General features: G+C 60.4%; 18 protein-coding genes. 9 read left to right on the top strand and 9 right to left on the bottom strand.

What is annotated here, in order from left to right; all coding sequences use genetic code 11:
* Positions 1-88 precede the first annotated feature (88 nt).
* Complete coding sequence (gene bglX / locus AC1RO5_RS18925; RefSeq protein ID WP_493176908.1) at positions 89-2,380, top strand: beta-glucosidase BglX; 2,292 nt, start codon at positions 89-91, stop codon at positions 2,378-2,380.
* A gap of 111 nt (positions 2,381-2,491) precedes the next feature.
* Here bglX and AC1RO5_RS18920 read toward each other — a convergent pair whose 3' ends face one another.
* From AC1RO5_RS18920 to AC1RO5_RS18900, 5 genes are all read right to left on the bottom strand, one after another.
* Complete coding sequence (locus tag AC1RO5_RS18920; RefSeq protein WP_493176906.1) at positions 2,492-3,649, bottom strand: phospholipase D-like domain-containing protein; 1,158 nt, start codon at positions 3,647-3,649, stop codon at positions 2,492-2,494.
* 1 nt (position 3,650) lies between these two features.
* Positions 3,651-4,241: a YceI family protein gene (locus AC1RO5_RS18915; protein WP_493176904.1), complete on the bottom strand. Its 591-nt coding sequence runs from the start codon at positions 4,239-4,241 to the stop codon at positions 3,651-3,653.
* Positions 4,242-4,474: 233 nt separating this feature from the next.
* Complete coding sequence (locus AC1RO5_RS18910; protein ID WP_493176903.1) at positions 4,475-4,804, bottom strand: amidase; 330 nt, start codon at positions 4,802-4,804, stop codon at positions 4,475-4,477.
* Entirely contained in the window at positions 4,801-5,895 is a 1,095-nt protein-coding gene (locus tag AC1RO5_RS18905) for a serine hydrolase domain-containing protein (RefSeq protein WP_493176901.1), read from the bottom strand. The genes AC1RO5_RS18910 and AC1RO5_RS18905 overlap by 4 nt, the downstream gene beginning before the upstream one ends.
* Before the next feature lie 66 nt (positions 5,896-5,961).
* On the bottom strand, positions 5,962-6,840 hold the full coding sequence (locus tag AC1RO5_RS18900; RefSeq protein ID WP_493176899.1) for an acyl-CoA dehydrogenase middle domain-containing protein: 879 nt from the start codon (positions 6,838-6,840) through the stop codon (positions 5,962-5,964).
* 154 nt (positions 6,841-6,994) lie between these two features.
* On the opposite strand from AC1RO5_RS18900, the gene olsB reads away from it, so the two are divergent.
* A complete protein-coding gene (olsB, locus tag AC1RO5_RS18895) occupies positions 6,995-7,750 on the top strand; it encodes an L-ornithine N(alpha)-acyltransferase (RefSeq protein ID WP_007935781.1) in 756 nt (251 codons plus the stop codon).
* Positions 7,750-8,544 (top strand): lysophospholipid acyltransferase family protein, encoded by a 795-nt coding sequence (locus tag AC1RO5_RS18890; RefSeq protein WP_413697532.1) that lies wholly within the window; start codon positions 7,750-7,752, stop codon positions 8,542-8,544. Before olsB ends, AC1RO5_RS18890 begins: the two co-directional genes overlap by 1 nt.
* A gap of 112 nt (positions 8,545-8,656) precedes the next feature.
* Here the strand turns inward: AC1RO5_RS18890 and AC1RO5_RS18885 are convergent, their stop codons facing one another.
* Positions 8,657-9,226, bottom strand: coding sequence for an acyl carrier protein phosphodiesterase (locus AC1RO5_RS18885; RefSeq protein WP_493176896.1), 570 nt, complete (start codon positions 9,224-9,226; stop codon positions 8,657-8,659).
* A 171-nt stretch (positions 9,227-9,397) separates the two neighbouring features.
* Between AC1RO5_RS18885 and AC1RO5_RS18880 the strand changes: the two genes are divergently transcribed.
* Genes AC1RO5_RS18880 through AC1RO5_RS18870 form a run of 3 tightly spaced genes read left to right on the top strand, consistent with a single transcriptional unit; the run spans position 9,398 to position 11,966 of the window.
* Positions 9,398-9,718, top strand: a complete 321-nt coding sequence (locus tag AC1RO5_RS18880; RefSeq protein WP_007935792.1) for an ArsR/SmtB family transcription factor — start codon at positions 9,398-9,400, stop codon at positions 9,716-9,718.
* Positions 9,719-9,720: 2 nt separating this feature from the next.
* Positions 9,721-10,887: an MFS transporter gene (locus AC1RO5_RS18875; protein WP_493176895.1), complete on the top strand. Its 1,167-nt coding sequence runs from the start codon at positions 9,721-9,723 to the stop codon at positions 10,885-10,887.
* 29 nt (positions 10,888-10,916) lie between these two features.
* The gene (locus AC1RO5_RS18870) at positions 10,917-11,966 is read left to right on the top strand and encodes an alkene reductase (RefSeq protein ID WP_493176893.1); all 1,050 of its coding nucleotides are present in this window, start codon (positions 10,917-10,919) and stop codon (positions 11,964-11,966) included.
* 274 nt (positions 11,967-12,240) lie between these two features.
* Here AC1RO5_RS18870 and emhR read toward each other — a convergent pair whose 3' ends face one another.
* Positions 12,241-12,873, bottom strand: a complete 633-nt coding sequence (gene emhR, locus AC1RO5_RS18865) for an efflux system transcriptional repressor EmhR (protein WP_493176890.1) — start codon at positions 12,871-12,873, stop codon at positions 12,241-12,243.
* A 264-nt stretch (positions 12,874-13,137) separates the two neighbouring features.
* On the opposite strand from emhR, the gene AC1RO5_RS18860 reads away from it, so the two are divergent.
* Genes AC1RO5_RS18860 through emhC form a run of 3 tightly spaced genes read left to right on the top strand, consistent with a single transcriptional unit; the run spans position 13,138 to position 18,923 of the window.
* Positions 13,138-14,298, top strand: a complete 1,161-nt coding sequence (locus tag AC1RO5_RS18860; RefSeq protein ID WP_493176887.1) for an efflux RND transporter periplasmic adaptor subunit — start codon at positions 13,138-13,140, stop codon at positions 14,296-14,298.
* A gap of 3 nt (positions 14,299-14,301) precedes the next feature.
* A complete protein-coding gene (gene emhB / locus AC1RO5_RS18855) occupies positions 14,302-17,463 on the top strand; it encodes an efflux RND transporter permease subunit EmhB (protein WP_493176885.1) in 3,162 nt (1,053 codons plus the stop codon).
* Positions 17,463-18,923: an efflux RND transporter outer membrane subunit EmhC gene (gene emhC, locus AC1RO5_RS18850; RefSeq protein ID WP_493176881.1), complete on the top strand. Its 1,461-nt coding sequence runs from the start codon at positions 17,463-17,465 to the stop codon at positions 18,921-18,923. The genes emhB and emhC overlap by 1 nt, the downstream gene beginning before the upstream one ends.
* Before the next feature lie 71 nt (positions 18,924-18,994).
* On the opposite strand, the gene AC1RO5_RS18845 is transcribed toward emhC, so the two are convergent.
* Entirely contained in the window at positions 18,995-20,965 is a 1,971-nt protein-coding gene (locus AC1RO5_RS18845; protein WP_493176878.1) for a multinuclear nonheme iron-dependent oxidase, read from the bottom strand.
* Between the two features lie 16 nt (positions 20,966-20,981).
* A complete protein-coding gene (locus tag AC1RO5_RS18840; RefSeq protein ID WP_493176874.1) occupies positions 20,982-22,142 on the bottom strand; it encodes an aKG-HExxH-type peptide beta-hydroxylase in 1,161 nt (386 codons plus the stop codon).

The raw sequence follows: 22,142 nt of genomic DNA, 5'->3' as shown, positions 1-22,142 counted from the left end.
GCAACACCCGAACAACAATAGTCGCTCCCAAAATTTTGGCTGACCGGCGCGTATTTACTGCCGCTTGGGCCTTTTGAGAAAAACATCCATGAAGAAGCTGTGTTTGCTGGGCCTGTTCGTCAGCCTGGCCAGTCATACCGTATTGGCCGCCACGACGCCCGCACCGATAGAGAACAAGGACGCCTTCATCAGCAACCTGATGAAGCAGATGACCCTCGATGAAAAGATCGGCCAGTTGCGCCTGATCAGCATCGGCCCGGAAATGCCTCGGGAATTGATCCGCAAGGAAATCGCGGCCGGCAATATCGGTGGCACCTTCAACTCGATCACCCGCGCGGAAAACCGTCCGATGCAGGACGCGGCCATGCGCAGCCGGTTGAAGATCCCGATGTTCTTCGCCTACGACGTGATCCACGGTCACCGGACCATTTTCCCGATTCCCCTCGCCCTGGCCTCGAGCTGGGACATGGACGCCATTGGCCGGTCCGGGCGCATCGCCGCCCAGGAAGCCGCAGCTGACAGCCTCGACATCACTTTCGCGCCGATGGTCGACATCTCCCGCGACCCGCGCTGGGGCCGCACGTCCGAAGGCTTTGGTGAAGACACTTACCTGGTTTCACGGATCGCCGGTGTGATGGTCAAGGCCTTCCAGGGCAGCGGTGCGAACGCGGCCGACAGCATCATGGCCAGCGTCAAGCATTTTGCCTTGTACGGCGCGGTCGAGGGCGGTCGCGACTACAACGTCGTCGACATGAGCCCGGTCAAGATGTACCAGGATTACCTGCCGCCGTACCGCGCCGCCATCGACGCCGGTGCCGGCGGGGTGATGGTTGCGCTGAACTCGATCAACGGCGTGCCGGCCACCGCCAACACCTGGCTGATGAACGACCTGCTGCGCAAGGAATGGGGCTTCAAGGGCCTGGCGGTCAGCGACCACGGGGCGATTTTCGAGCTGATCAAGCACGGCGTCGCCCGCGACGGTCGTGAAGCAGCGAAGCTGGCGATCAAGGCCGGCATCGACATGAGCATGAACGACACGCTCTACGGCAAAGAACTGCCGGGGCTGCTCAAGGCCGGTGAAATCGAACAGAAAGACATCGACAACGCCGTGCGCGAAGTGCTCGCCGCCAAGTACGACATGGGCCTGTTCAAGGACCCGTACCTGCGCATCGGCAAGGCCGAGGATGACCCGGCCGACACCTACGCCGAAAGCCGCCTGCACCGCGCCGAGGCCCGTGATGTCGCGCGCCGCAGCCTGGTGCTGCTGAAGAACCAGGGCGACACCCTGCCATTGAAGAAAGCCGCAAAAATCGCCCTGGTCGGCCCACTGGCCAAGGCGCCGATCGACATGATGGGCAGCTGGGCCGCCGCTGGCCGTCCTGCACAATCGGTCACCCTGTTCGACGGCATGACCCATGCCCTCGGCGCGCAATCGACACTGATCTACGCCCGTGGCGCGAACATCACCGACGACAAGAAAATCCTCGATTACCTGAACTTCCTCAACTTCGACGCACCGGAAGTGGTGGATGATCCGCGCCCGGCCAACGTATTGATCGATGAAGCGGTAAAAGCTGCCAAGGATGCTGATGTGGTAGTGGCTGCGGTGGGCGAATCCCGTGGCATGTCCCACGAATCGTCGAGCCGCACCGATCTGAATATCCCGAGCAACCAGCGCGAGCTGATCAGGGCGTTGAAAGCCACCGGCAAACCGCTGGTGCTGGTATTGATGAACGGCCGTCCGCTGTCGATTCTCGAAGAGAAAGAGCAGGCTGACGCGATTCTGGAAACCTGGTTCAGCGGCACCGAAGGCGGCAACGCCATCGCTGACGTGCTGTTCGGCGACTACAACCCGTCGGGCAAACTGCCGATCACCATTCCGCGTTCGGTGGGTCAGATTCCGACCTACTACAACCACCTGAGCATTGGCCGGCCGTTCACCCCCGGCAAACCGGGCAACTACACCTCGCAGTATTTCGAAGACACCACCGGGCCGCTGTTCCCGTTCGGCTACGGCCTGAGCTACACCCAGTTCAGCCTGACTGACATGGCGCTGTCGTCGACCACGCTGAACAAGACCGGCAAGCTCGATGCCAGCGTCGTGGTGAAGAACACCGGCAAACGTGATGGTGAAACCGTGGTGCAGTTGTACATCCAGGACGTGACCGGTTCGATGATCCGCCCAGTCAAGGAATTGAAGAACTTCCAGAAAGTGCTGCTCAAGGCCGGCGAACAGAAAGTCGTGCACTTCACCATCACCGAGGATGACCTGAAGTTCTACAACGCCCAGCTCAAGTACGCTGCGGAACCGGGCAAGTTCAACGTGGAGATCGGCCTGGATTCCCAGGACGTGACGCAGCAGAGCTTTGAATTGCTGTAATTGATCGTTCCCACGCTCCGCGTGGGAATGCCTCAAGGGACGCTCCGCGTCCAGTGACGCGGAGCGTCACGGGCTGCATTCCCACGCAGAGCGTGGGAACGATCTGAACGATCAGCCCCGCCGATCCAGCAGATTCACCACCACCCGATCCACCCATCCCCATACCCTTTGCTTGACCCGCCGCCACAACGGTCGGCGCTTCCACGCTTCGAGGCTGACCTCCTGGCTCTGGGCAAAGTCATTCTCGAAACTCGCCGCCACCGCCCGGGTCAGCCCAGGGTCCAGGGCTTCGAGGTTGGCCTCCAGATTGAAACGCAGATTCCAGTGATCGAAGTTGCACGAGCCGATGCTCACCCAATCGTCGATCAACACCATTTTCAGGTGCAGGAAACACGGCTGGTATTCGAAGATCTTCACCCCGGCCCTGAGCAGTCGCGGGTAGTAACGATGCCCGGCGTAGCGCACCGACGGGTGATCGGTGCGTGGCCCGGTCAGCAGCAGACGCACGTCAACGCCGCGATTCGCCGCCCGACGCAGCGAGCGGCGGACTTTCCAGGTTGGCAGGAAATACGGCGTGGCCAGCCAGATTCGCTGCTTGCCGCTGTTCAGTGCGCGAACCAGCGATTGCAGAATGTCCCGATGCTGACGGGCGTCGGCATAAGCGACCCGGCCCATGCCCTCGCCCATCACCGGCACTCGCGGCAGACGCGGTAGACCGAAGTGCGAAACGGGTTTCCAGGCGCGCCGATAGCGGTTGGCGATCCATTGGCGGTCGAACAGCAATTGCCAGTCGATCACCAACGGGCCGGTGATTTCCACCATCACTTCGTGCCATTCGCAGGTGTCTTCACCCGGTGACCAGAACTCATCGGTGACCCCGGTGCCGCCGACGACCGCGAGGGATTGATCCACCAGCAGCAACTTGCGGTGATCGCGATAGAAGTTGCCCACCCAGCGCCGCCAGCTCAGGCGATTGTAGAAACGCAACTCGACACCGGCGGCCATCAGGCGCTGACGCAAGGTCAGGGTGAACGCCAGGCTGCCATAGTCATCGAACAGACAACGCACCCGCACGCCGCGCTCGGCCGCCTGGACCAGCGCCTGAACCATCGCCTCGGCGCAGGCTCCCGCCTCCACCAGATACAGCTCCAGTTCGACTTGTTCTTCGGCGCGGGCAATCGCCACCAACATGCGCGGGAAAAACTGCGGGCCGTCGATCAGCAATTCAAAGCGGTTGCCGTCGCGCCACGGAAAAATTGCGCCACGCATGTCAGCGCGCCGTGAAAATCAGCACCGCACCCACCGGCACCGACAGACTGATGGCCGACAAACCGGCGAGCTTGCGCAAGCTTTCCAGGCCCGGGGCCAGGTCGAAATCCTCGGCGTTGATCACCAACGGTTCGAGGGTCACCACTTGAAAGCGCCGGTCATCGAGACGGGTCGCCAGCAGTTCGGCGTTGTATTGGTGTTGTTTGCCATGCAGGTTGACGGTCACCGGCAAGCGCAATTCCAGTTGCGCACCGGGCGCCAGGTCGTTGATTGGCCGCAAATCGATCTGCGTGGTGATCAGCGCTTCGGGAAACGTCTGGATCTCGAACAGCTCCTTGCGCATGCGTTCGTCACGCAGCGGAATGCCGCTGTTGACCGACTCCAGCTCGACTTCTACCTCGGCCAGCCCCTTGGGGTCGACCTTGCCGTGCAGCACCAGAAAGCGCTGCACTTCGGAGATGTTGGCGTTTTTGGTGCTGATGAACGACAGCCGCGAGGACTCGCCGTCCAGGTACCAATTGGCCTGGGCCGACATAGTGACACCGGCCACCAGCAGGAAAGCCAGGGGTTTGAAGATGGACCGCTTGAACATAGAAACTCGGGGGCAGATAAACTTGAGCGAACCTTAACTGTCCTGAAGCAGGTTGCAAACTTTCTGTGGCTTCGCCCCAACCTTTGTGGCGAGGGAGCTTGCTCCCGCTGGAGTGCGAAGCGCTCCCAAAATCAGACAATGAGTTCTTCCAGTCAGATCTCAGCCGTCGGCACTACGACTGCTGCGCAGCCGAGCGGGAGCAAGCTCCCTCGCCACAAAGAGCATGACCACTGTCAGGGTTGCAGGCGGCAGCCCTGGCGCTCGCCGATCCACTGTGCGCTGTTGCTGCGCCCCATTCCTCCGACCGTCACCCGCTTGCTCGCGGCATCATCGACGAACCCGCTGGTGGGCAAATACTGCTTCACATAACCCTGGCAATACTCCGCCGGATGGTTCATCACATAGCGGCACGAGCAGTACTCCTTGGCGGTGTAAGCGCTGATGATGTCCGGGAACGCCCACAGCGCGACGCGTTCCTGCCAGCCCCAACCGAGCAAAGCAATCAGCAGCACCAGCAACAGCGTGCTGAACGGCCGACGGCGAACAAAACTGCGACAGCTCATGGTTGCACCTTCATGGCAAACGCCTTGAGCGCGAGTTTGAGCAATTCGTTGTGCCGATAACTTCCGTCGCGATCATCACCGTAGCGAACGATCACCAGTTTTTCGCTGGGAATCACATACATCGCCTGGCCCCAATGGCCCAGCGCAGCAAAGGTGTCGACGGGCGCATCGGGCCAGGGTTGTGCCGCACCGTCCACCGCGCGATTGAGCCACCAATGGCCGCCGGGAACCGCTTCATCCTGGTTGGCTTGGTAGTGGGCGAACGGTTCACGACTGAAGTCGACCCAGTCCTTGGGCAGCAGTTGCCGCTCGCGCCAGCGACCGTCGCGCGCCATCAACAGGCCGACGCGCGCCAGGTCCCGGGCGGTGAGGTAGGTATAGGACGATGCGACAAACGTCCCCGTGGCATCCGCTTCCCAAACCGCGCCGCGAATCCCCAAGGGTTCGAACAGCGCGGTCCACGGATAATCCGGATAACGGGCGGGACCGACGATGTTTTTCAACGCAGCGGAAAGCAGGTTGCTGTCGCCACTGGAGTAGCGGAAGGCCTGACCGGGTCTGGCGTACGCGTCGTGGTCGGCGGTAAACGCGGCCATGTCGCGATGACCTCGGGTGTAGAGCATGGCCACCACCGAGGACTTCAACGGTGCGTACTCATAGTCTTCCTGCCAATCCAGGCCCGAGGCCCAGTGCAGCAAGTCGGCCATGGTCATGGCGGGGTGTTTTTCCAGCGGCGGATAGAACTGCACCACCGGGTCCTGCAAGTTGAACAGGCCTTCGCCATAGGCTACGCCGAGCACCGTGGCCATCAGGCTTTTGCTGATCGACCAGGTCAGGTGCGGGGTGTCGGCGCGGGTCGGGTCGGCGTAGCGCTCGTAGACAAGTTGGCCGTCATGGATCACCAGCAAGGCATCGGTGCGGATGCCCTCGCGGGTGGTGTCGTTGCGGGGTGGGAAAGCGTAGTTCTCCAGTGCTTGAAGGGCTGGGCCGGTGACTGTCGGGCCAGTTGGCCACTGCTCGGCCGGCCAGTTTTCGGCCTGGGCCGTGAGGCTGAGCAGCAGGATGAACGTCAGGGACAAGCCTTTGAACATGGAGGGACGCTCGGAGGATGAACCTGCTGAGCCTAGTCGAGGTTGATGACAGTTTTGGGAGGCCCGTCACCCCAACGAAGATCCCGCCAACGCCTTGGCCAACCGCTTGCCCCGCGCCCCTGCCGCCAGATCCATCACGGCCTGATCGCGTTGCCACATCGCCGCCCATTGCGGCGGGCCATCGGCCAAGGCCTGATTCACTTCAGCCTTGAGTCCATCGAACTGCGCAAACAACCCGCCCAGCAACACATGCCCGGCCGGATTGTTCGGCGCCTGGCGGCTGACTTCCGCGCACCCGGCCAGCAAACGCAGTTGCAAGGTGTGCGGCCAGTCGTTGTCCTGGCCAATGCCGAACAGCCACGCCGTCATCGCGCTCAGCACATAAATGTCTTCCAGGGTGCGGAACGGTTTGACGTAAGCATCCCAGCCATCCCCCGCCAGCAATTCGCACAGTGCGTTGTCGAGAAACAACCGGCCGTGGCCGATGTCCGGCATCAGCGGCATCGGTGCGAGTTTTTCCAGACGCACGCCCGGTTCGCCGGGGTAAACCACCGCCAGACTCAGGCGCGGGTCGCTGCCTGGCTCTTCACTGCGAGCGGCCACCAGCAGCCAGTCGGCGGCATCGCCCGCTGTGACGAAATCCTTGCGCCCACTCAAGCGCAAATCGCGCAGCCGGGTCTGCATGTCCGCCACCCGCAAGCTGCGCTGTTCGGTTGCGCACAACGCACCGAGGCTCAGCGGCGCGCTCGGCCAGAGCATCCGCAGCGCCGCTTGATACCCCACCAGAAACGCCAACCCCGGTGTCGCCATCAGCCGTCCGCCGGCTACCGCCAGTTCGAACGGCGTGACCGTGCCCAACCGGTGCAGCAAGGTCGCAAAGCCTTCGCCAAGGTCTGGGTCGGCGGGCAAGCGATCGCTGCGGTTCAACAGGGTTTGCCAGGGCATAAGAGGCTCCTTGTGGGCTGTCATATAAGCATCACCAAAGCTTCATGGCGATGACACCGGGGCTACATAGCCTGACTTTGCACAACACGGCTGCATAAAGAAAGTCGATCGGCTGCAACCCAAGACGGGTGGCCAGCCCGTACGGAGATTCGCAATGACTCAGATCGCCCGCATCAGCGACACCGGCAATGAACGCCGCCTGCAAGCCGAACGCCTGGTGGGCGCCGAGGCGTTGCAGGAAGCCCAGGCCTTGCGCTTCAACGTGTTCAGCGGCGAATTCAACGCCAGGCTGAAAGGCGCGGAGCTGGGTCTGGACATGGATGACTATGATGTTCACTGCGCCCACATCGGCGTGCGTGACTTGAACACCGGGCGCTTGGTGGCGACCACTCGTTTGCTCGACCACACGGCCGCCAGCAGCCTGGGCAAGTTCTACAGCGAAGAAGAATTCAGCCTGCATGGCCTGATCCATCTGAAAGGCCCGATCCTGGAAATCGGTCGCACCTGCGTCGACCCGGCCTACCGCAACGGCGGCACCATCGCCGTGCTTTGGGGTGAACTGGCCGAAGTGCTGAACCAGGGCGGCTACAGCTATCTGATGGGTTGCGCGAGCATTCCGATGCAGGACGGCGGCATCCAGGCCCACGCAATCATGCAACGCCTGCGCGAACGTTACCTGTGCACCGAACACCTGCGGGCCGAGCCGAAGAAGCCATTGCCGACGCTGGACATTCCATCGAACGTCATCGCCGAAATGCCGCCGCTGCTCAAGGCCTACATGCGCCTGGGCGCAAAGATCTGCGGCGAGCCGTGCTGGGACGAGGACTTCCAGGTGGCCGACGTGTTCATCCTGCTCAAGCGCGACGAGCTCTGCCCGCGTTACGCCAAGCACTTCAAGGCGGCGGTGTAATGAGCCGCTTGCGGGTGTACGCGCGAATTGCGCGAGTGCTGATGGTGGTGGCGCTGGGTTTGAGCATGGCCAGTGTGTTCGGCGCGTTCGAACGACTGGGGATTGCCCATTCGATGGTCCGTCGCCAGCGCTGGTCGCGGTTTTTCATGGCGCGGCTGAGCAATGCCCTGCCCTTTCATGTCACCGTCCATGGTCAATTGCCGAAGGCGCCGATGCTCTGGGTCAGCAATCACGTGTCCTGGACCGACATTCCTCTGCTGGGCATGCTCACGCCGCTGTCGTTCCTGTCCAAGGCCGAGGTGCGCACCTGGCCGGTGGCTGGCTGGCTGGCGGCCAAGGCAGGCAGCCTGTTCATTCGCCGTGGTTCAGGCGACAGTCAATTGATCCGCAAACAGATGACTCGCCATCTGGAACAGGAACACCCGCTGCTGATGTTCCCGGAAGGCACCACCACCGATGGGCGTTCGCTGCGCACGTTTCATGGTCGTTTGCTGTCCGCGGCGATCGATTCCGAAGTGGCGCTGCAACCGGTGGCGATTCGTTATCTGCGCAACGGCGAGCTGGATACCCTGGCACCGTTCATTGGCGATGATGATTTGCTGTCGCACCTGATGCGCTTGTTCGCCAATGATCGGGGTGAGGTGGAGATTCATCTGCTCAAGCCGATCGAGTGCCAGGACCGGGAACGCGCGGCGCTGGCGTTCGAGGCACAGCAGGCGGTGCAGAAGGCGTTGTTTGGTGAAGTCGCGAAACCTGCCGAGCCGCGGCGTACCGGCGAGCTGATCGCTGCCTGATTTTGCGTTTGTAGGAGCGAGGCTTGCCCGCGAAGCTTTTGGCGCCCTCGAGGGCCTCTTCGCGGGCAAGTCGGATCGCCGCACCGCTCGCTCCTACAAAGAAGGATTGGTGTCAGCGGTTTTGTGCGAAGTCTTGAAGCTGCGGATAGAACAACCGGAAATCCTCGCTCAACGGTTCATACAACCGCCGCAATTCCTGCATCGCTGCGGCCAGTTCCTCGGGCCGCGTCAGTCTCCGTGAAATCCCCCGCAGCACCTGCTCAAGCACTTCGAATTCCTGATAAGCCCCCAACCAGTCATTGGCCACCATGTGCGGCGCAATCTTCGCCAGGCGCTCCGGCAACTGCGGCTCGGCCAGCAGCACCCGGTAAACATCCGAGGTGAATTGCCCCAGCGGACGGTCGGCGTACAGCGCCCAGTCCCGCGCCAGGCAGTGGTCGAAAAACACATCGAGCACGATCCCGGCATAACGCCGGCGCGTCATGGAAAACCGTGACAACGAGACATCCACCAACGGATGACGGTCGGTGAAGACATCAATGCTGCGATGCAACTGGATGGCCGCTTCGATCTCCGGATCGAACTGCCCTTGCAGACGTCCCTTGACGAAATCGCCATACAGACTGCCGAGCATTTGACCGGGGCGCTGGCCACCGAGGTGCAGATGTGCGAGATAGTTCATGGGCGCAGCTTAGCACTGCCCATACTTGTCGTTACAAACATCATATCGTTATAACCCGATATACCGATTTACGCAGTTATCAGAGCAAAATCATATTGGTATATCGCGAAATACCGATTTAAAGTTCGCCTCATCGCGATATAGCGTTTTATTCATCACGAGCCCAAACACATGACCATCGACCTCGACGAAATAATAAAAGCGCTGGCACACCCAGTACGCCGAGACATCCTCATCTGGCTGAAAGACCCCAAGGTCCAGTTCCCGGAACAGATCCACAACCATGAGTACGGCATTTGCGCCGGACAGATCGATCAACGCTGCGGCCTGTCGCAGTCGACCGTCTCCGCCCACCTGGCGACATTGCAACGGGCGGGACTGATCAGCAGCCAGAAAGCCGGTCAATGGCACTTCTTCAAACGCAACGAGGACGTGATTCAGGCGTTCCTCGACGCCATCGTCAAAGAGCTCAGCGCTCCGACAAGGAACTGATAATGCCCCTCTCGCTACTCATTCTGGCCTTGAGCGCCTTCGCCATCGGCACCACCGAGTTCGTCATCATGGGCTTGCTGCCCGATGTGGCGGCGGACCTCGGCGTGTCGATCCCCGGCGCCGGCTGGCTGGTGACCGGTTACGCCCTGGGCGTGGCCATCGGTGCGCCGTTCATGGCACTGGCCACCGCCAGGCTGCCGCGCAAGGCCGCATTGGTAGCGTTGATGGGGATTTTCATCATCGGCAACCTGCTCTGCGCCCTGGCCAGCGACTACAACGTCCTGATGTTTGCCCGAGTGGTCACGGCCCTGTGCCACGGCGCTTTCTTCGGCATCGGTTCGGTAGTGGCGGCAGGTCTGGTACCGGCCAACAAACGTGCGTCGGCCGTAGCCCTGATGTTCACCGGCCTGACCCTGGCCAACGTACTCGGCGTACCACTGGGCACCGCGCTCGGTCAGGAAGCCGGCTGGCGTTCGACCTTCTGGGCGGTGACCGTGATTGGTGTGATTGCGATGATCGGCCTGATCCGCTTCCTGCCAGCCAAGCGCGATGAAGAAAAACTCGACATGCGCGCCGAACTGCGCGCCCTCAAGGGTGCCGGTATCTGGTTGTCGTTGAGCATGACCGCCCTGTTCGCCGCGTCGGTCTTCACCTTGTTCACTTATGTCGCCCCCCTGCTGGGCGAAGTCACCGGTGTTTCCCCGCGTGGCGTGACCTGGACCCTGGTGCTCATCGGCCTGGGCCTGACAGTCGGCAACATCATCGGCGGCAAGCTGGCTGACAAAGGCATGGCGGCGACGCTGATCGGCGTGTTCATCACCATGGCGGTGGTCTCCACCGTGCTGACCTGGACCAGCGTGGCCCTGATCCCGACCGAAATCACCCTGTTCCTCTGGGCCACCGCGTGCTTTGCCGCCGTGCCGGCACTGCAAGTCAACGTGGTGACCTTCGGCAAGGCTGCACCAAACCTGGTGTCGACCCTGAACATCGGCGCCTTCAACGTCGGCAACGCACTCGGTGCCTGGGTCGGCGGCAGCGTCATCGCGCATGGCTTCGGCCTGACCCGCGTGCCACTCGCGGCAGCCGCGCTGGCAGTGCTCGCCCTGCTGGTGACCCTGATTACTTTCCGTCAGAGCGGCGATGCCGAGCTGGCTCCTGCTACCAACTGATTAACTAATCACTCACGAGGGTTGTATTCATGACGACTATTTTCGATCCGATCAAACTGGGCGACCTCGAGTTGGCCAACCGCATCATCATGGCACCGCTGACCCGCTGCCGCGCCGACGAAGGCCGTGTGCCGAACGCGTTGATGGCCGAGTATTACGTGCAGCGCGCCTCTGCCGGCCTGATCCTCAGCGAGGCCACGTCGGTCACGCCGATGGGCGTCGGTTACCCGGACACGCCCGGTATCTGGTCCAACGACCAGGTACGCGGCTGGAGCAACGTGACCAAAGCGATCCACGGCGCGGGCGGCAAAATCTTCCTGCAACTGTGGCACGTGGGTCGGGTTTCCCACCCTTCGTACCTGAACGGCGAAGCGCCGGTCGCACCGAGTGCCATCCAGCCTAAAGGCCATGTCAGCCTGGTTCGTCCATTGGCCGACTACCCAACCCCGCGCGCCCTGGAAACCGCTGAAATCGCCGACATCGTCGACGCTTATCGCGTGGGTGCCGAGAATGCCAAGGCCGCCGGTTTCGACGGCGTGGAAATCCACGGCGCCAACGGTTACTTGCTCGACCAGTTCCTGCAAAGCAGCACCAACCAGCGCACCGACAACTATGGCGGCTCCCTGGAAAACCGCGCGCGCCTGTTGCTGGAAGTGACTGACGCTGCGATCGAAGTCTGGGGCGCCGGCCGCGTTGGCGTGCACCTGGCACCGCGCGCCGATTCCCATGACATGGGCGACGACAACCTGTCCGAGACCTTCACCTACGTCGCTCGCGAACTGGGCAAACGCGGCATCGCGTTCATCTGCTCGCGCGAAAAAGAAGGCGCCGACAGCCTCGGCCCACAACTGAAAGAAGCCTTCGGCGGCCCGTACATCGCCAACGAACGCTTCACCAAGGACAGCGCCAACGAGTGGTTGGCCAGCGGCAAGGCCGACGCGGTGGCTTTCGGCGTACCGTTTATCGCCAACCCGGACCTGCCGGCGCGCTTGAAGGCCGATGCGCCGTTGAACGAGCCGCGTCCGGAACTGTTCTACGGCAAGGGCCCGGTTGGTTATATCGACTACCCGGCGCTGTAAGCCTCGACCGTTGAAATGCAAAAGCCCCGACTCGAAAGAGCCGGGGCTTTTGCGTATGGAAGATCTTTTCAGTGGTTGCGCTACCCCTTGTAGCCCGGGGTGTTCACATTCACTCACACACTCGACACAAAATCCCTACAAAATACGTAGCTCGCTACCTATCAACCTGGCGAACGTACGTATATAAAAGCACCCGATTACATAAAGGCGAGCGAAGCAGGGATATTTCCCGCGTCATGCCTTGACATAAGTGGATCCAATTACGCATTTTGTTTCATTTGCGCAAGCTGGGACTCAAGCGCAGCATATCCAAACCTGTGTCGACCCAACGCTCGGCTTCGGTGTGCAGTTGAAAACTGTCGGGAGCCAACAGCCACTGATACAGGATGCCATCGATGTACGCATGCAGGCTGATGGCTGCGCGGGCTGTGTCGAGGTCTTCCGGCAATTGCCCGCGATTCATCGCATTACTCAGGGCCAGCGCGATTCGCACATTGCAATCGAGGCTGACCGTTCGGCGCTGCTGGCGCAGGTCGCACATTTCATCGGTGAATTCGCACTTATGAAACAGAATCTCGTTGATGCGTCGGGTTTTCGGGTCCAGTGCAACTTGATGAAACAAATGAATCAGCAACTTGCGCATGCAGCCCAGCGGGTCGAGTTCGTCTTCGCTTTCACTGGCCTTGGCCATTTCATCCAGCGGCTCATGCAGGGTATCGAGCATCGCCTGCAGCAGATCCGCCTTGTTACTGAAATGCCAGTAGATAGCCCCGCGAGTCACCCCGGCCAGGGTAGCGATATCCGCCAGCGTCGTGCGTGCCACGCCCCGCTCGAAAAAGGCTTTTCCTGCCGCTTCGAGTATCTGGCTTCGGGTTTCTTGAGCTTCCTCTTTGGTGCGACGGACCATGGCAGTAAAACCTCAATCAGGGTGCCTCAGCGATGTCTGAACATCCACTGAATAGAAGTGGGGCGAGTGCTTTCGGGCTTCGTCCCAGGCCTACAATTCAAATCTTTGGACGGCTTTTGTAACGGTGTGGGTACGCCGCCAAGGTATTTACAAACAAGCATGAATGTAAGTATATTCATTAGCAAGCTACTTATCCACCCGGTAAAATTTTTTAACCTTCCACCTTTCTTGTGCGCAACTTGCGCGCCTGACCCGAGGATCTTCATGCAATTCAAGCCAGCTGTTACCGCTCTGGTTACTGCCCTCGCCCTGGCATCGCTGCTCAGTGGATGTAAAAAGGAAGAGGCGGCACCTGCCGCACCCACCCCTCAGGTCGGCGTCGTAACCCTGCAACCACAAGCCTTTACCCTGACGTCTGAACTTCCGGGGCGCACCAGTGCGTTCCGCATTGCCGAAGTTCGCCCACAGGTCAACGGCATCATTCTCAAACGACTGTTCAAGGAAGGCGGCGACGTCAAGGCTGGTCAGCAGCTGTATCAGATCGACCCGTCAGTCTATGACGCGACCCTGAAAAGCGCCGAAGCCAACCTGCGTTCGACCAAGTCGATCTCCGACCGCTACAAGCAACTGGTCGACGAACAGGCCGTCAGCCGTCAGGAATACGACACGGCACTGGCCAACCGCCTGCAATCGGAAGCGTCCCTGCAGACCGCCCAGATCAACGTGCGCTACACCAAGGTCTACGCCCCGATCTCCGGTCGCATCGGCCGTTCGTCGGTGACGGAAGGCGCACTGGTCAGCAGCGGCCAGACCGACGCCATGGCTGTCATCCAGCAACTGGACCCGATCTACGTCGACGTGACCCAGTCCTCGGTGGAGCTGCTTGAGCTGCGCCGCGAACTGGAAAGCGGTCGCCTGCAAAAAGCCGGCGACAATGCCGCCGCGGTCAAGCTGACCCTGGAAGACGGCAGCCAGTACGCCGTGGAGGGCAAGCTCGAGTTCTCTGAAGTCTCGGTAGACCAGACCACTGGTTCCGTGACCCTGCGCGCGGTGTTCCCGAACCCTGATCACACCCTGCTGCCAGGCATGTTCGTTCACGCTCAGTTGCAATCCGGCGTGAACAGCGCGGCGATTCTGGCTCCGCAACAAGGCGTGACCCGCGACCTCAAAGGCACCCCGACCGCGCTGGTCGTGGGTCCCGACAACAAGGTCGAGCTGCGTCAGCTCAAGGCCAGCCGCACTGTCGGTAACCAATGGCTGATTGAAGACGGCCTGAAGGCTGGCGATCGCCTGATCACCGAAGGGCTGCAATTCGTCAGACCTGGGGTTGAAGTCAAGGCCACTGAAGCAACCAACGTTGGCGCAAAAAAGAGCCCGATCCCCGCACAGGCAGCTAATACCGCTGTCGGCGGCAAAGGGGAGTAAACCATGTCGAAATTTTTTATCGACCGTCCGATTTTCGCTTGGGTAATTGCCCTGGTGATCATGCTGGTCGGGGCTTTATCGATCCTCAAACTGCCGATCAACCAATACCCGAGCATTGCGCCTCCGGCCATTGCGATCTCTGTGACTTACCCGGGCGCGTCTGCACAAACCGTGCAAGACACCGTGGTGCAGGTGATCGAGCAACAGCTCAACGGTATCGACAACCTGCGTTATGTCTCATCGGAAAGTAACTCTGACGGCAGCATGACCATTACCGCGACCTTCGAGCAGGGCACCAGCTCCGATACCGCGCAGGTTCAGGTCCAGAACAAACTGAACCTGGCCACCCCGCTGCTGCCGCAAGAAGTGCAGCAGCAGGGCATCCGCGTGACCAAGTCGGTGAAAAACTTCCTGATGGTCATCGGCGTGGTGTCGCGTGACGGCAGCATGACCAAGGACGATCTGTCCAACTACATCGTGTCGAACATGCAGGACCCGATCTCGCGGACCGCCGGTGTCGGTGACTTCCAGGTCTTCGGTGCCCAGTACGCGATGCGGATCTGGCTCGACCCGGCCAAGTTGAACAACTTCAACCTGACCCCGGTGGACGTGAAAACCGCCATCGCGGCGCAGAACGTCCAGGTCTCGTCCGGTCAACTCGGTGGCTTGCCTGCCCTGCCCGGCCAGCAACTGAACGCTACGATCATCGGCAAGACCCGCCTGCAGACCGCCGAGCAGTTCAAGGAAATCCTGCTCAAGGTCAACAAGGACGGCTCGCAGGTTCGCCTCAAAGACGTCGCCGAAGTAGGCCTGGGTGGCGAGAACTACAGCGTCAGCGCTCAGTTCAACGGCAGCCCGGCTTCCGGTCTGGCGGTGAAACTGGCCAACGGCGCCAACGCCCTCGATACCGCCAAGGCCCTGCGCAAAACCATCAACGACCTGAAACCGTTCTTCCCCGAAGGGATGGAAGTGGTGTTCCCGTACGACACCACCCCGGTGGTGACCGAGTCGATCAAGGGTGTGGTTGAAACCCTGGTCGAAGCGATCGTGCTGGTGTTCCTGGTGATGTTCCTGTTCCTGCAAAACTTCCGCGCCACCGTCATCACCACGATGACCGTGCCGGTGGTATTGCTGGGTACATTCGGGATCCTCGCGGCATTCGGTTTCAGCATCAACACCCTGACCATGTTCGGTATGGTGCTGGCCATCGGCTTGCTGGTGGACGATGCCATCGTCGTGGTGGAAAACGTCGAACGGGTCATGAGCGAAGAAGGCCTGTCACCCAAGGAGGCCACCAAGAAATCCATGGGGCAGATCCAGGGTGCCCTGGTCGGTATTGCCCTGGTGCTGTCGGCGGTACTGCTGCCGATGGCGTTCTTCAGTGGCTCCACCGGTGTGATCTACAAGCAGTTCTCGATCACCATCGTTTCGGCCATGGCCTTGTCGGTGATGGTTGCATTGATCTTCACCCCGGCGCTCTGCGCCACCATGCTCAAGGCGATTCCGAAAGGCGAGCACGGCACGCCGAAACGCGGCTTCTTCGGCTGGTTCAACCGCAACTTCGACCGTGGCGTCAAAAGCTACGAGCGCGGCGTCGGCAACATGCTCGCGTACAAGGCTCCGTACCTGCTGGCGTACCTGATCATCCTGGTCGGCATGATCTGGCTGTTCACCCGCATTCCAACGGCGTTCCTGCCGGAAGAGGACCAGGGCGTACTGTTTGCCCAGGTGCAAACCCCGGCCGGTTCCAGCTCCCAGCGCACGCAAGTGGTCGTGGATGAAATGCGCGAGTTCCTGCTGCGTCCGAGCAAGGATGGCGGCGAAGGCGATGCGGTGGCCTCGGTGTTTACCGTGACCGGCTTCAACTTCGCCGGCCGTGGCCAGAGTTCGGGCATGGCGTTCATCATGCTCAAACCGTGGGACGAACGTAACGCCGACAACAGCGTGTTCAAACTGGCGGCCCGTGCCCAACAGCACTTCTTTACCTTCCGCGACGCCATGGTGTTTGCCTTTGCGCCACCAGCGGTACTGGAACTGGGTAACGCCACCGGTTTCGACGTGTTCCTTCAGGACCGCGCCGGTATCGGTCACAACAAGCTGATGGAAGCCCGTAACCAGTTCCTCGGCATGGCGGCGCAAAGCAAGGTCCTGTCGCAAGTCCGTCCGAACGGTCTGAACGACGAGCCGCAATACCAGCTGGAAATCGACGATGAGAAGGCCAGCGCCCTGGGCGTGACCCTCACCGACATCAACAACACCCTGTCGATTGCCCTGGGCAGTAGCTATGTGAATGACTTCATCGACCGCGGTCGTGTGAAGAAGGTTTACGTGCAAGGCCTGCCCGGCGCTCGCATGAGCCCTGAAGACCTGAAGAAGTGGTACGTGCGCAACAGCGCCGGCACCATGGTTCCGTTCTCGGCGTTCGCCAAGGGTCAGTGGATCTACGGTTCGCCGAAACTGGCCCGTTACAACGGCGTGGAAGCGATGGAAATCCTCGGTGCCCCGGCGCCCGGCTATTCCACCGGTGAAGCCATGGCCGAAGTCGAAGCCCTGGCCAAGAAACTGCCGGCAGGTGTCGGTATTTCCTGGACCGGTCTGTCGTACGAGGAACGTCTGTCCGGCTCGCAAGCGCCAGCGCTGTACGCCTTGTCGCTGCTGATGGTGTTCCTGTGTCTGGCGGCGTTGTATGAAAGCTGGTCGATCCCGATCGCGGTCATGTTGGTCGTGCCGCTGGGGATCATCGGTGCGCTGATGGCGACCAGCCTGCGCGGCCTGTCCAACGACGTGTATTTCCAGGTGGGGCTGTTGACCACCATCGGTCTGGCGGCGAAAAACGCCATTCTTATCGTCGAGTTCGCCAAGGAACTACATGAGCAAGGGCGTAGCCTGCGCGATGCAGCGATCGAAGCCTGCCGGATGCGTCTGCGACCGATCATCATGACCTCGCTCGCATTCGTGCTCGGCGTGGTACCGCTGGCCATTTCCACGGGCGCAGGTTCGGGTAGCCAACATGCGATCGGTACCGGGGTGATTGGCGGTATGCTCACGGCAACGATCCTGGCGATCTTCTGGGTTCCATTATTCTTCGTCACCGTGTCGTCCATGGGCCAGCGCAAAGTCGCCGACCAGGATGACGCCATTGAAACTTCTCAAGAGGCTGGCTAATGAGCAAGTCGCTACTCTCCCTGGCAGTCACCGCTTTCGTGCTGAGTGGCTGCTCGCTGATACCCGATTATCAGCGGCCTGAAGCACCGGTGGCGGGCCAATACCCGCAAGGCCCGGCGTATTCGCCGGCCCAGGCGCCCAACCAGACCGCCGCTGAACAGGGCTGGAAGCAGTTTTTCCACGACCCAGCGCTGCAACAGGTGATTCAGACCGCGCTGGAGAACAACCGTGACCTGCGCGTCGCGGCGCTGAACATCGACGCTTATGCGGCTCAATACCGCATCCAGCGCGCCGACCTGTTCCCGGCGGTTTCGGCCACCGGCAGCGGCAGTCGTCAGCGGATTCCGGCACGGTCCTCGCAGTCCGGTAATGCGGCCATCAGCAGCTCCTACTCGGCCACCGTCGGCATCAGCGCCTATGAACTCGACCTGTTCGGTCGGGTGCGCAGCCTGAGCGAAGAGGCCCTGCAGAAGTACTTCGCCACTGAAGAAGCACGGCGCAGCACGCAGATCAGTCTGGTGGCCAGCGTGGCCAATGCCTATCTGACCTGGCAGGCCGACAAGGAACTGCTGAAACTGACCCAGGAAACCCTCGGTGCCTTCGAGGAGAGCTACAAGCTCACCTCGCGCAGCAACGAAGTGGGCGTAGCCTCGGCGCTGGATCTGGCCCAGTCACGTACCTCGGTGGAAAACGCCCGTGCGCAACAGGCCAAATACACCCGTCAGGTCGCCCAGGATGAAAACAGCCTGGTGCTGCTGCTCGGCACCGGTATCCCGGGCAATCTGCAAGCAGCCAAGCCACTGTCGGACGACCTGCTGAGCGACGTGCCGGCCGGCCTGCCGTCGGACTTGCTGCAACGTCGTCCGGACATCCTCCAGGCCGAATACAACCTCAAGGCTGCCAACGCCAACATCGGCGCGGCACGGGCGGCGTTCTTCCCGAGCATCAGCCTGACCGCCAATGCCGGCTCCCTGAGCCCGGACCTGTCCGGTCTGTTCAAGGGTGGTTCGGGCACCTGGTTGTTCCAGCCGCAAATCAACCTGCCGATCTTCAACGCCGGCAGCCTGCGTGCCAGCCTGGATTACTCCAAAATCCAGAAAGACATCAGCGTGGCGAACTACGAGAAGTCCATTCAAACGGCCTTCCAGGAAGTCGCCGATGGCCTGGCCGCACGCCAGACCTACACCGAGCAGTTGCAGGCTCAGCGTGATTTCGTCAGCGCCAACCAGGACTACTACCGTCTGGCCGAGCGTCGTTATCGCATCGGGGTCGACAGCAACCTGACCTTCCTCGACGCCCAGCGCCAGCTGTTCAGTGCCCAACAGGCGCTGATCACCGACCGCCTGGCGCAGCTAACCAGCGCGGTCAACCTGTACAAGGCGTTGGGCGGTGGCTGGAATGAACAGACGGCGAAGAACGAGCCGTTGAAAGAAGAAGCGCCGAAGATGAAGTTGTTCTGATAGCGCCGTAAACACGAAGCCCACCACTTGGTGGGCTTTTTGTTGGCCGTGAATAAACCAGCCTGTTCACTTCACACCCCAACGCCATTGACCAGAAACACCGGTTCTTCCAGATAATCGAGCCCCAAGCGGTTTTCGAACATTTCGTCGCGTAACGCTGCGGTAGTGAAACTGCCCAGGTCCAGGGCGGTGGCCAGCAGGGAAAAGGTCTGACTCAGATGCCCGGCATCCATCAGCGCCACCCGCAGTGCGCGGCTGAATTCGTATTTCCAGGCCATCCGCTCGACCCGCGCCGTGGAAACGAACACCGCTGCCGCATCCTCGATCCAAGTCTGACCGCCACAGGCCTCGCTGATCCAGGCCCGTGGATCTTCCAGGGAAAGCAGCTCCAGCCCGTGGCGACGTACCGAATAGTGGTAAAGACCCCGTTCGAAACCTTGCACATTCATCAGCACCGCATACACCTCGGTGCCCTGCAGCGAACCGCCGGCTGGCGAGGTCTTCTTCAGGAAGTAGTCGCCCATGCGGTTGCGCTGCACGACGGTCGCGCCCCAGGTGTAGTAGAGCAACAGAGACAGTTGTTCCGAACTCAACGGCTGATCACTGAAGGTTCGCGACGTGCGGCGATTGCACAGCGAGTCCAGCAGCGTCGGCTGAGCGATCGCGCAGGCAGGCAACAGCGGGTTTTCCAGGGCAATGAACGGATGGGACCAATAGTCCTTGAACGCCGACGGCTGAGGTTGCGCCGAGGCCTTTTGCTCCAGCTCCGTTTCCAGCTCGGCGACGCTGATGTAGGGCGTGTGCGAGCCGGTCCGGGTACTCAGGTAAAACTCCAGCGCTGCATCCCAGCGGGTCCAAAGGTTGAGCGGATGTTTATCTTCCTCGGACGAGGCGCTGTCCGATTGATTGGCGACGGGCAGCAAAACACCGTGGCTGACCAGCGCCCTCAGGAATGCCAGGTTGTCTTCCTGTGCCGGACTCTGCAAAACCCCCGGCAGCAACAAAGCGCTCTCCAGCGTCTGCGGGCTCAGGAAGTGGCGCAGTAACGGCAGCAACGTCACGTCAAACTCCAGGCTCAGGTCCTGCTGCCGGTCCCGGATAAAAAACGACGCCGAGCCAACGCTAAGCCAGGTGCTTTCCCTGAGTTTCAGTAGGGTCTGCGCCCCCTCCGACGCTGTCTGTTTATCGCCCTGTTGATCAAGCCCCTGCCAGAACAGGGCCTTGGGCCTCAAGGATTTGATGGCCTTGATCAAGGTCAACAGTTCCTCGTCATCGGTTTTGCGCGAAATATCCCACTCCAGGGTGATCGCTTTCACCGGGGATGACCTAAACAATTCACGCAAAATGTCCCAATCCCGCCGCGGATGGCCGGTATGAATCTCAATCAGCCGGTCCAGCGGCAACGAACGCAAATAGTCGTTCAGGTCGTAACCCTGGGTTCTGACGGTCGTGATCGCGCTGTCGAGGTCCAGCAGAAAGCCCGTACCGCTGCGCTCCACCACACTGGAGATGAACTCGCCTTCAGACTGTTCTTGTGCGCCCGGCAATGAAAACAACCGCGGTGCGTTTTCCAGTACCAGCAGCGTTGCCGTGAGCTCACGCAATTCGATGGCATTGGCCACCACCGTGTCCGCCACCTCCTGGGCCAGGGTCGGCAAAATGAAGTGCTGCGTGTCGCCACCGTGGAAACGCGACCAGGAAATATGCTCGGCCAGCCACGGCGAGCGGGTTTTGTCGCACAGTCGCCGCGTCATGTGCAGAAACTCGCGATCCATCGCGATGCCCACGCTGCCCAGGGACAAACTGGACGAATGCAGCAGGCTCGGTACTCGAGCGCTGACGTCAAGTAAACGAGGCTGCAAAATGCAATGGGTCGGCTGAAACTCGACGTAATCGAAATGCGGCAGGCCTTCAGCGAGAATTCGCTCGACAGTCGGGTCGAGTCCTTCCTCCGACCGGTCATCCTGTGCCCTGTGCCGTGGCAAATGGTATTCCAGCCCTACTCCGGCCTCGGGATAGGACGAGGCATCAAACATCCCCATATGAGCCTCCCCGGTTTCAGGCGGTCAGACCCAGCAAGCGTTGTTGCTCAGTATCAGTCCCCGATATCGCCAACAGCCCGGCATATTGGTTTTCCAGTGCCCTGACCTCTTTGGCGAGGTTTTCCAGAAGTTGACGTCCTTGTGGGGTGAATTCATTGCTGGCCTCGAAATCCGGCAATGCCTTGATCAAGCCTCGCAGAATGTACAAAAGACGGTTTTGCGCCCGTTGCAGCTCTTCGGTCGAACGCGAACGAACCCGCCCCAGGTATTTGACCAACGCGATGTACACGTAAAACGCATGGAAGTAGCCATAAAAGTCACGTTTCTGTCCCGACCACGGCAAGGTGTACAACGGCTCCCGCGAGGTCTCTTCCTTAACGACCGGGCACGCCTCGACAATGTGATAGAGCAACTGATGAGTGGCCTCATGCACCAGGGACTCTTCCAGATCGAGTATCGAATCATCCCGGCTCGACAACAGGATGATTCCGGTGAAGCGGGAAGCCGAACAGCTTCGAAATGAACCGTCGGGTAAATAAAAAATCGACTTGACCAGTTTTTTGATTTGCTCGCGGCAGGCGGGCCAAGTGTGCTCTATGCGCAACAGGGCAATATTCACCACGTCGCAAAAAAACCGTACGGAGTAACCGCTACGCTCCAACTGTTTGCGAACGGCTTCATCTTCCGGAAATTCATAACTGGGCGGCATCACTATCGCTACCAGCGGATCGACATCGAACCGATGCACGGGGGGGCAATAATGATTCACGCGGGAACTGTCAGATGCTTTCACGCGCACTAACATCTGTGGAAATTCGAACAGCATTTTTTCCAGCTCACTCCTGTCCTCTGTCTTTTTCGTAATGACCAGATTGGCATAATGAGCCGTCAGCACATTCCACACTTGAAACACCGGATCATTAATAATCAAGCGCTGTTCACGGGTCGGAGGGACGATAAGATTAAATGCCTGCTCAAAAAATTCTGCCAGATGCGGGGCATTGGGAAACAATTGAAAAAGTTCGGTGTACAGCGCAACAAAGCTGGTGTATCGATTTCGACTGACACGCTCCAGCAAGACGTCAAATCGCGAAGGCTCCGAATCCGCAAAGAAAGTCGTGCCCTGAAATAAATCCTCGACCGAGAGCTCACGTTGACCACTGTTACCGATGTCCAT

The sequence above is a fragment of the Pseudomonas sp. GW822-FHT02G04 genome, assembly GCF_058802085.1.
Note: the sequence above shows the minus strand (reverse complement) of the source record. Positions and strands in the feature narration are given on the sequence as shown.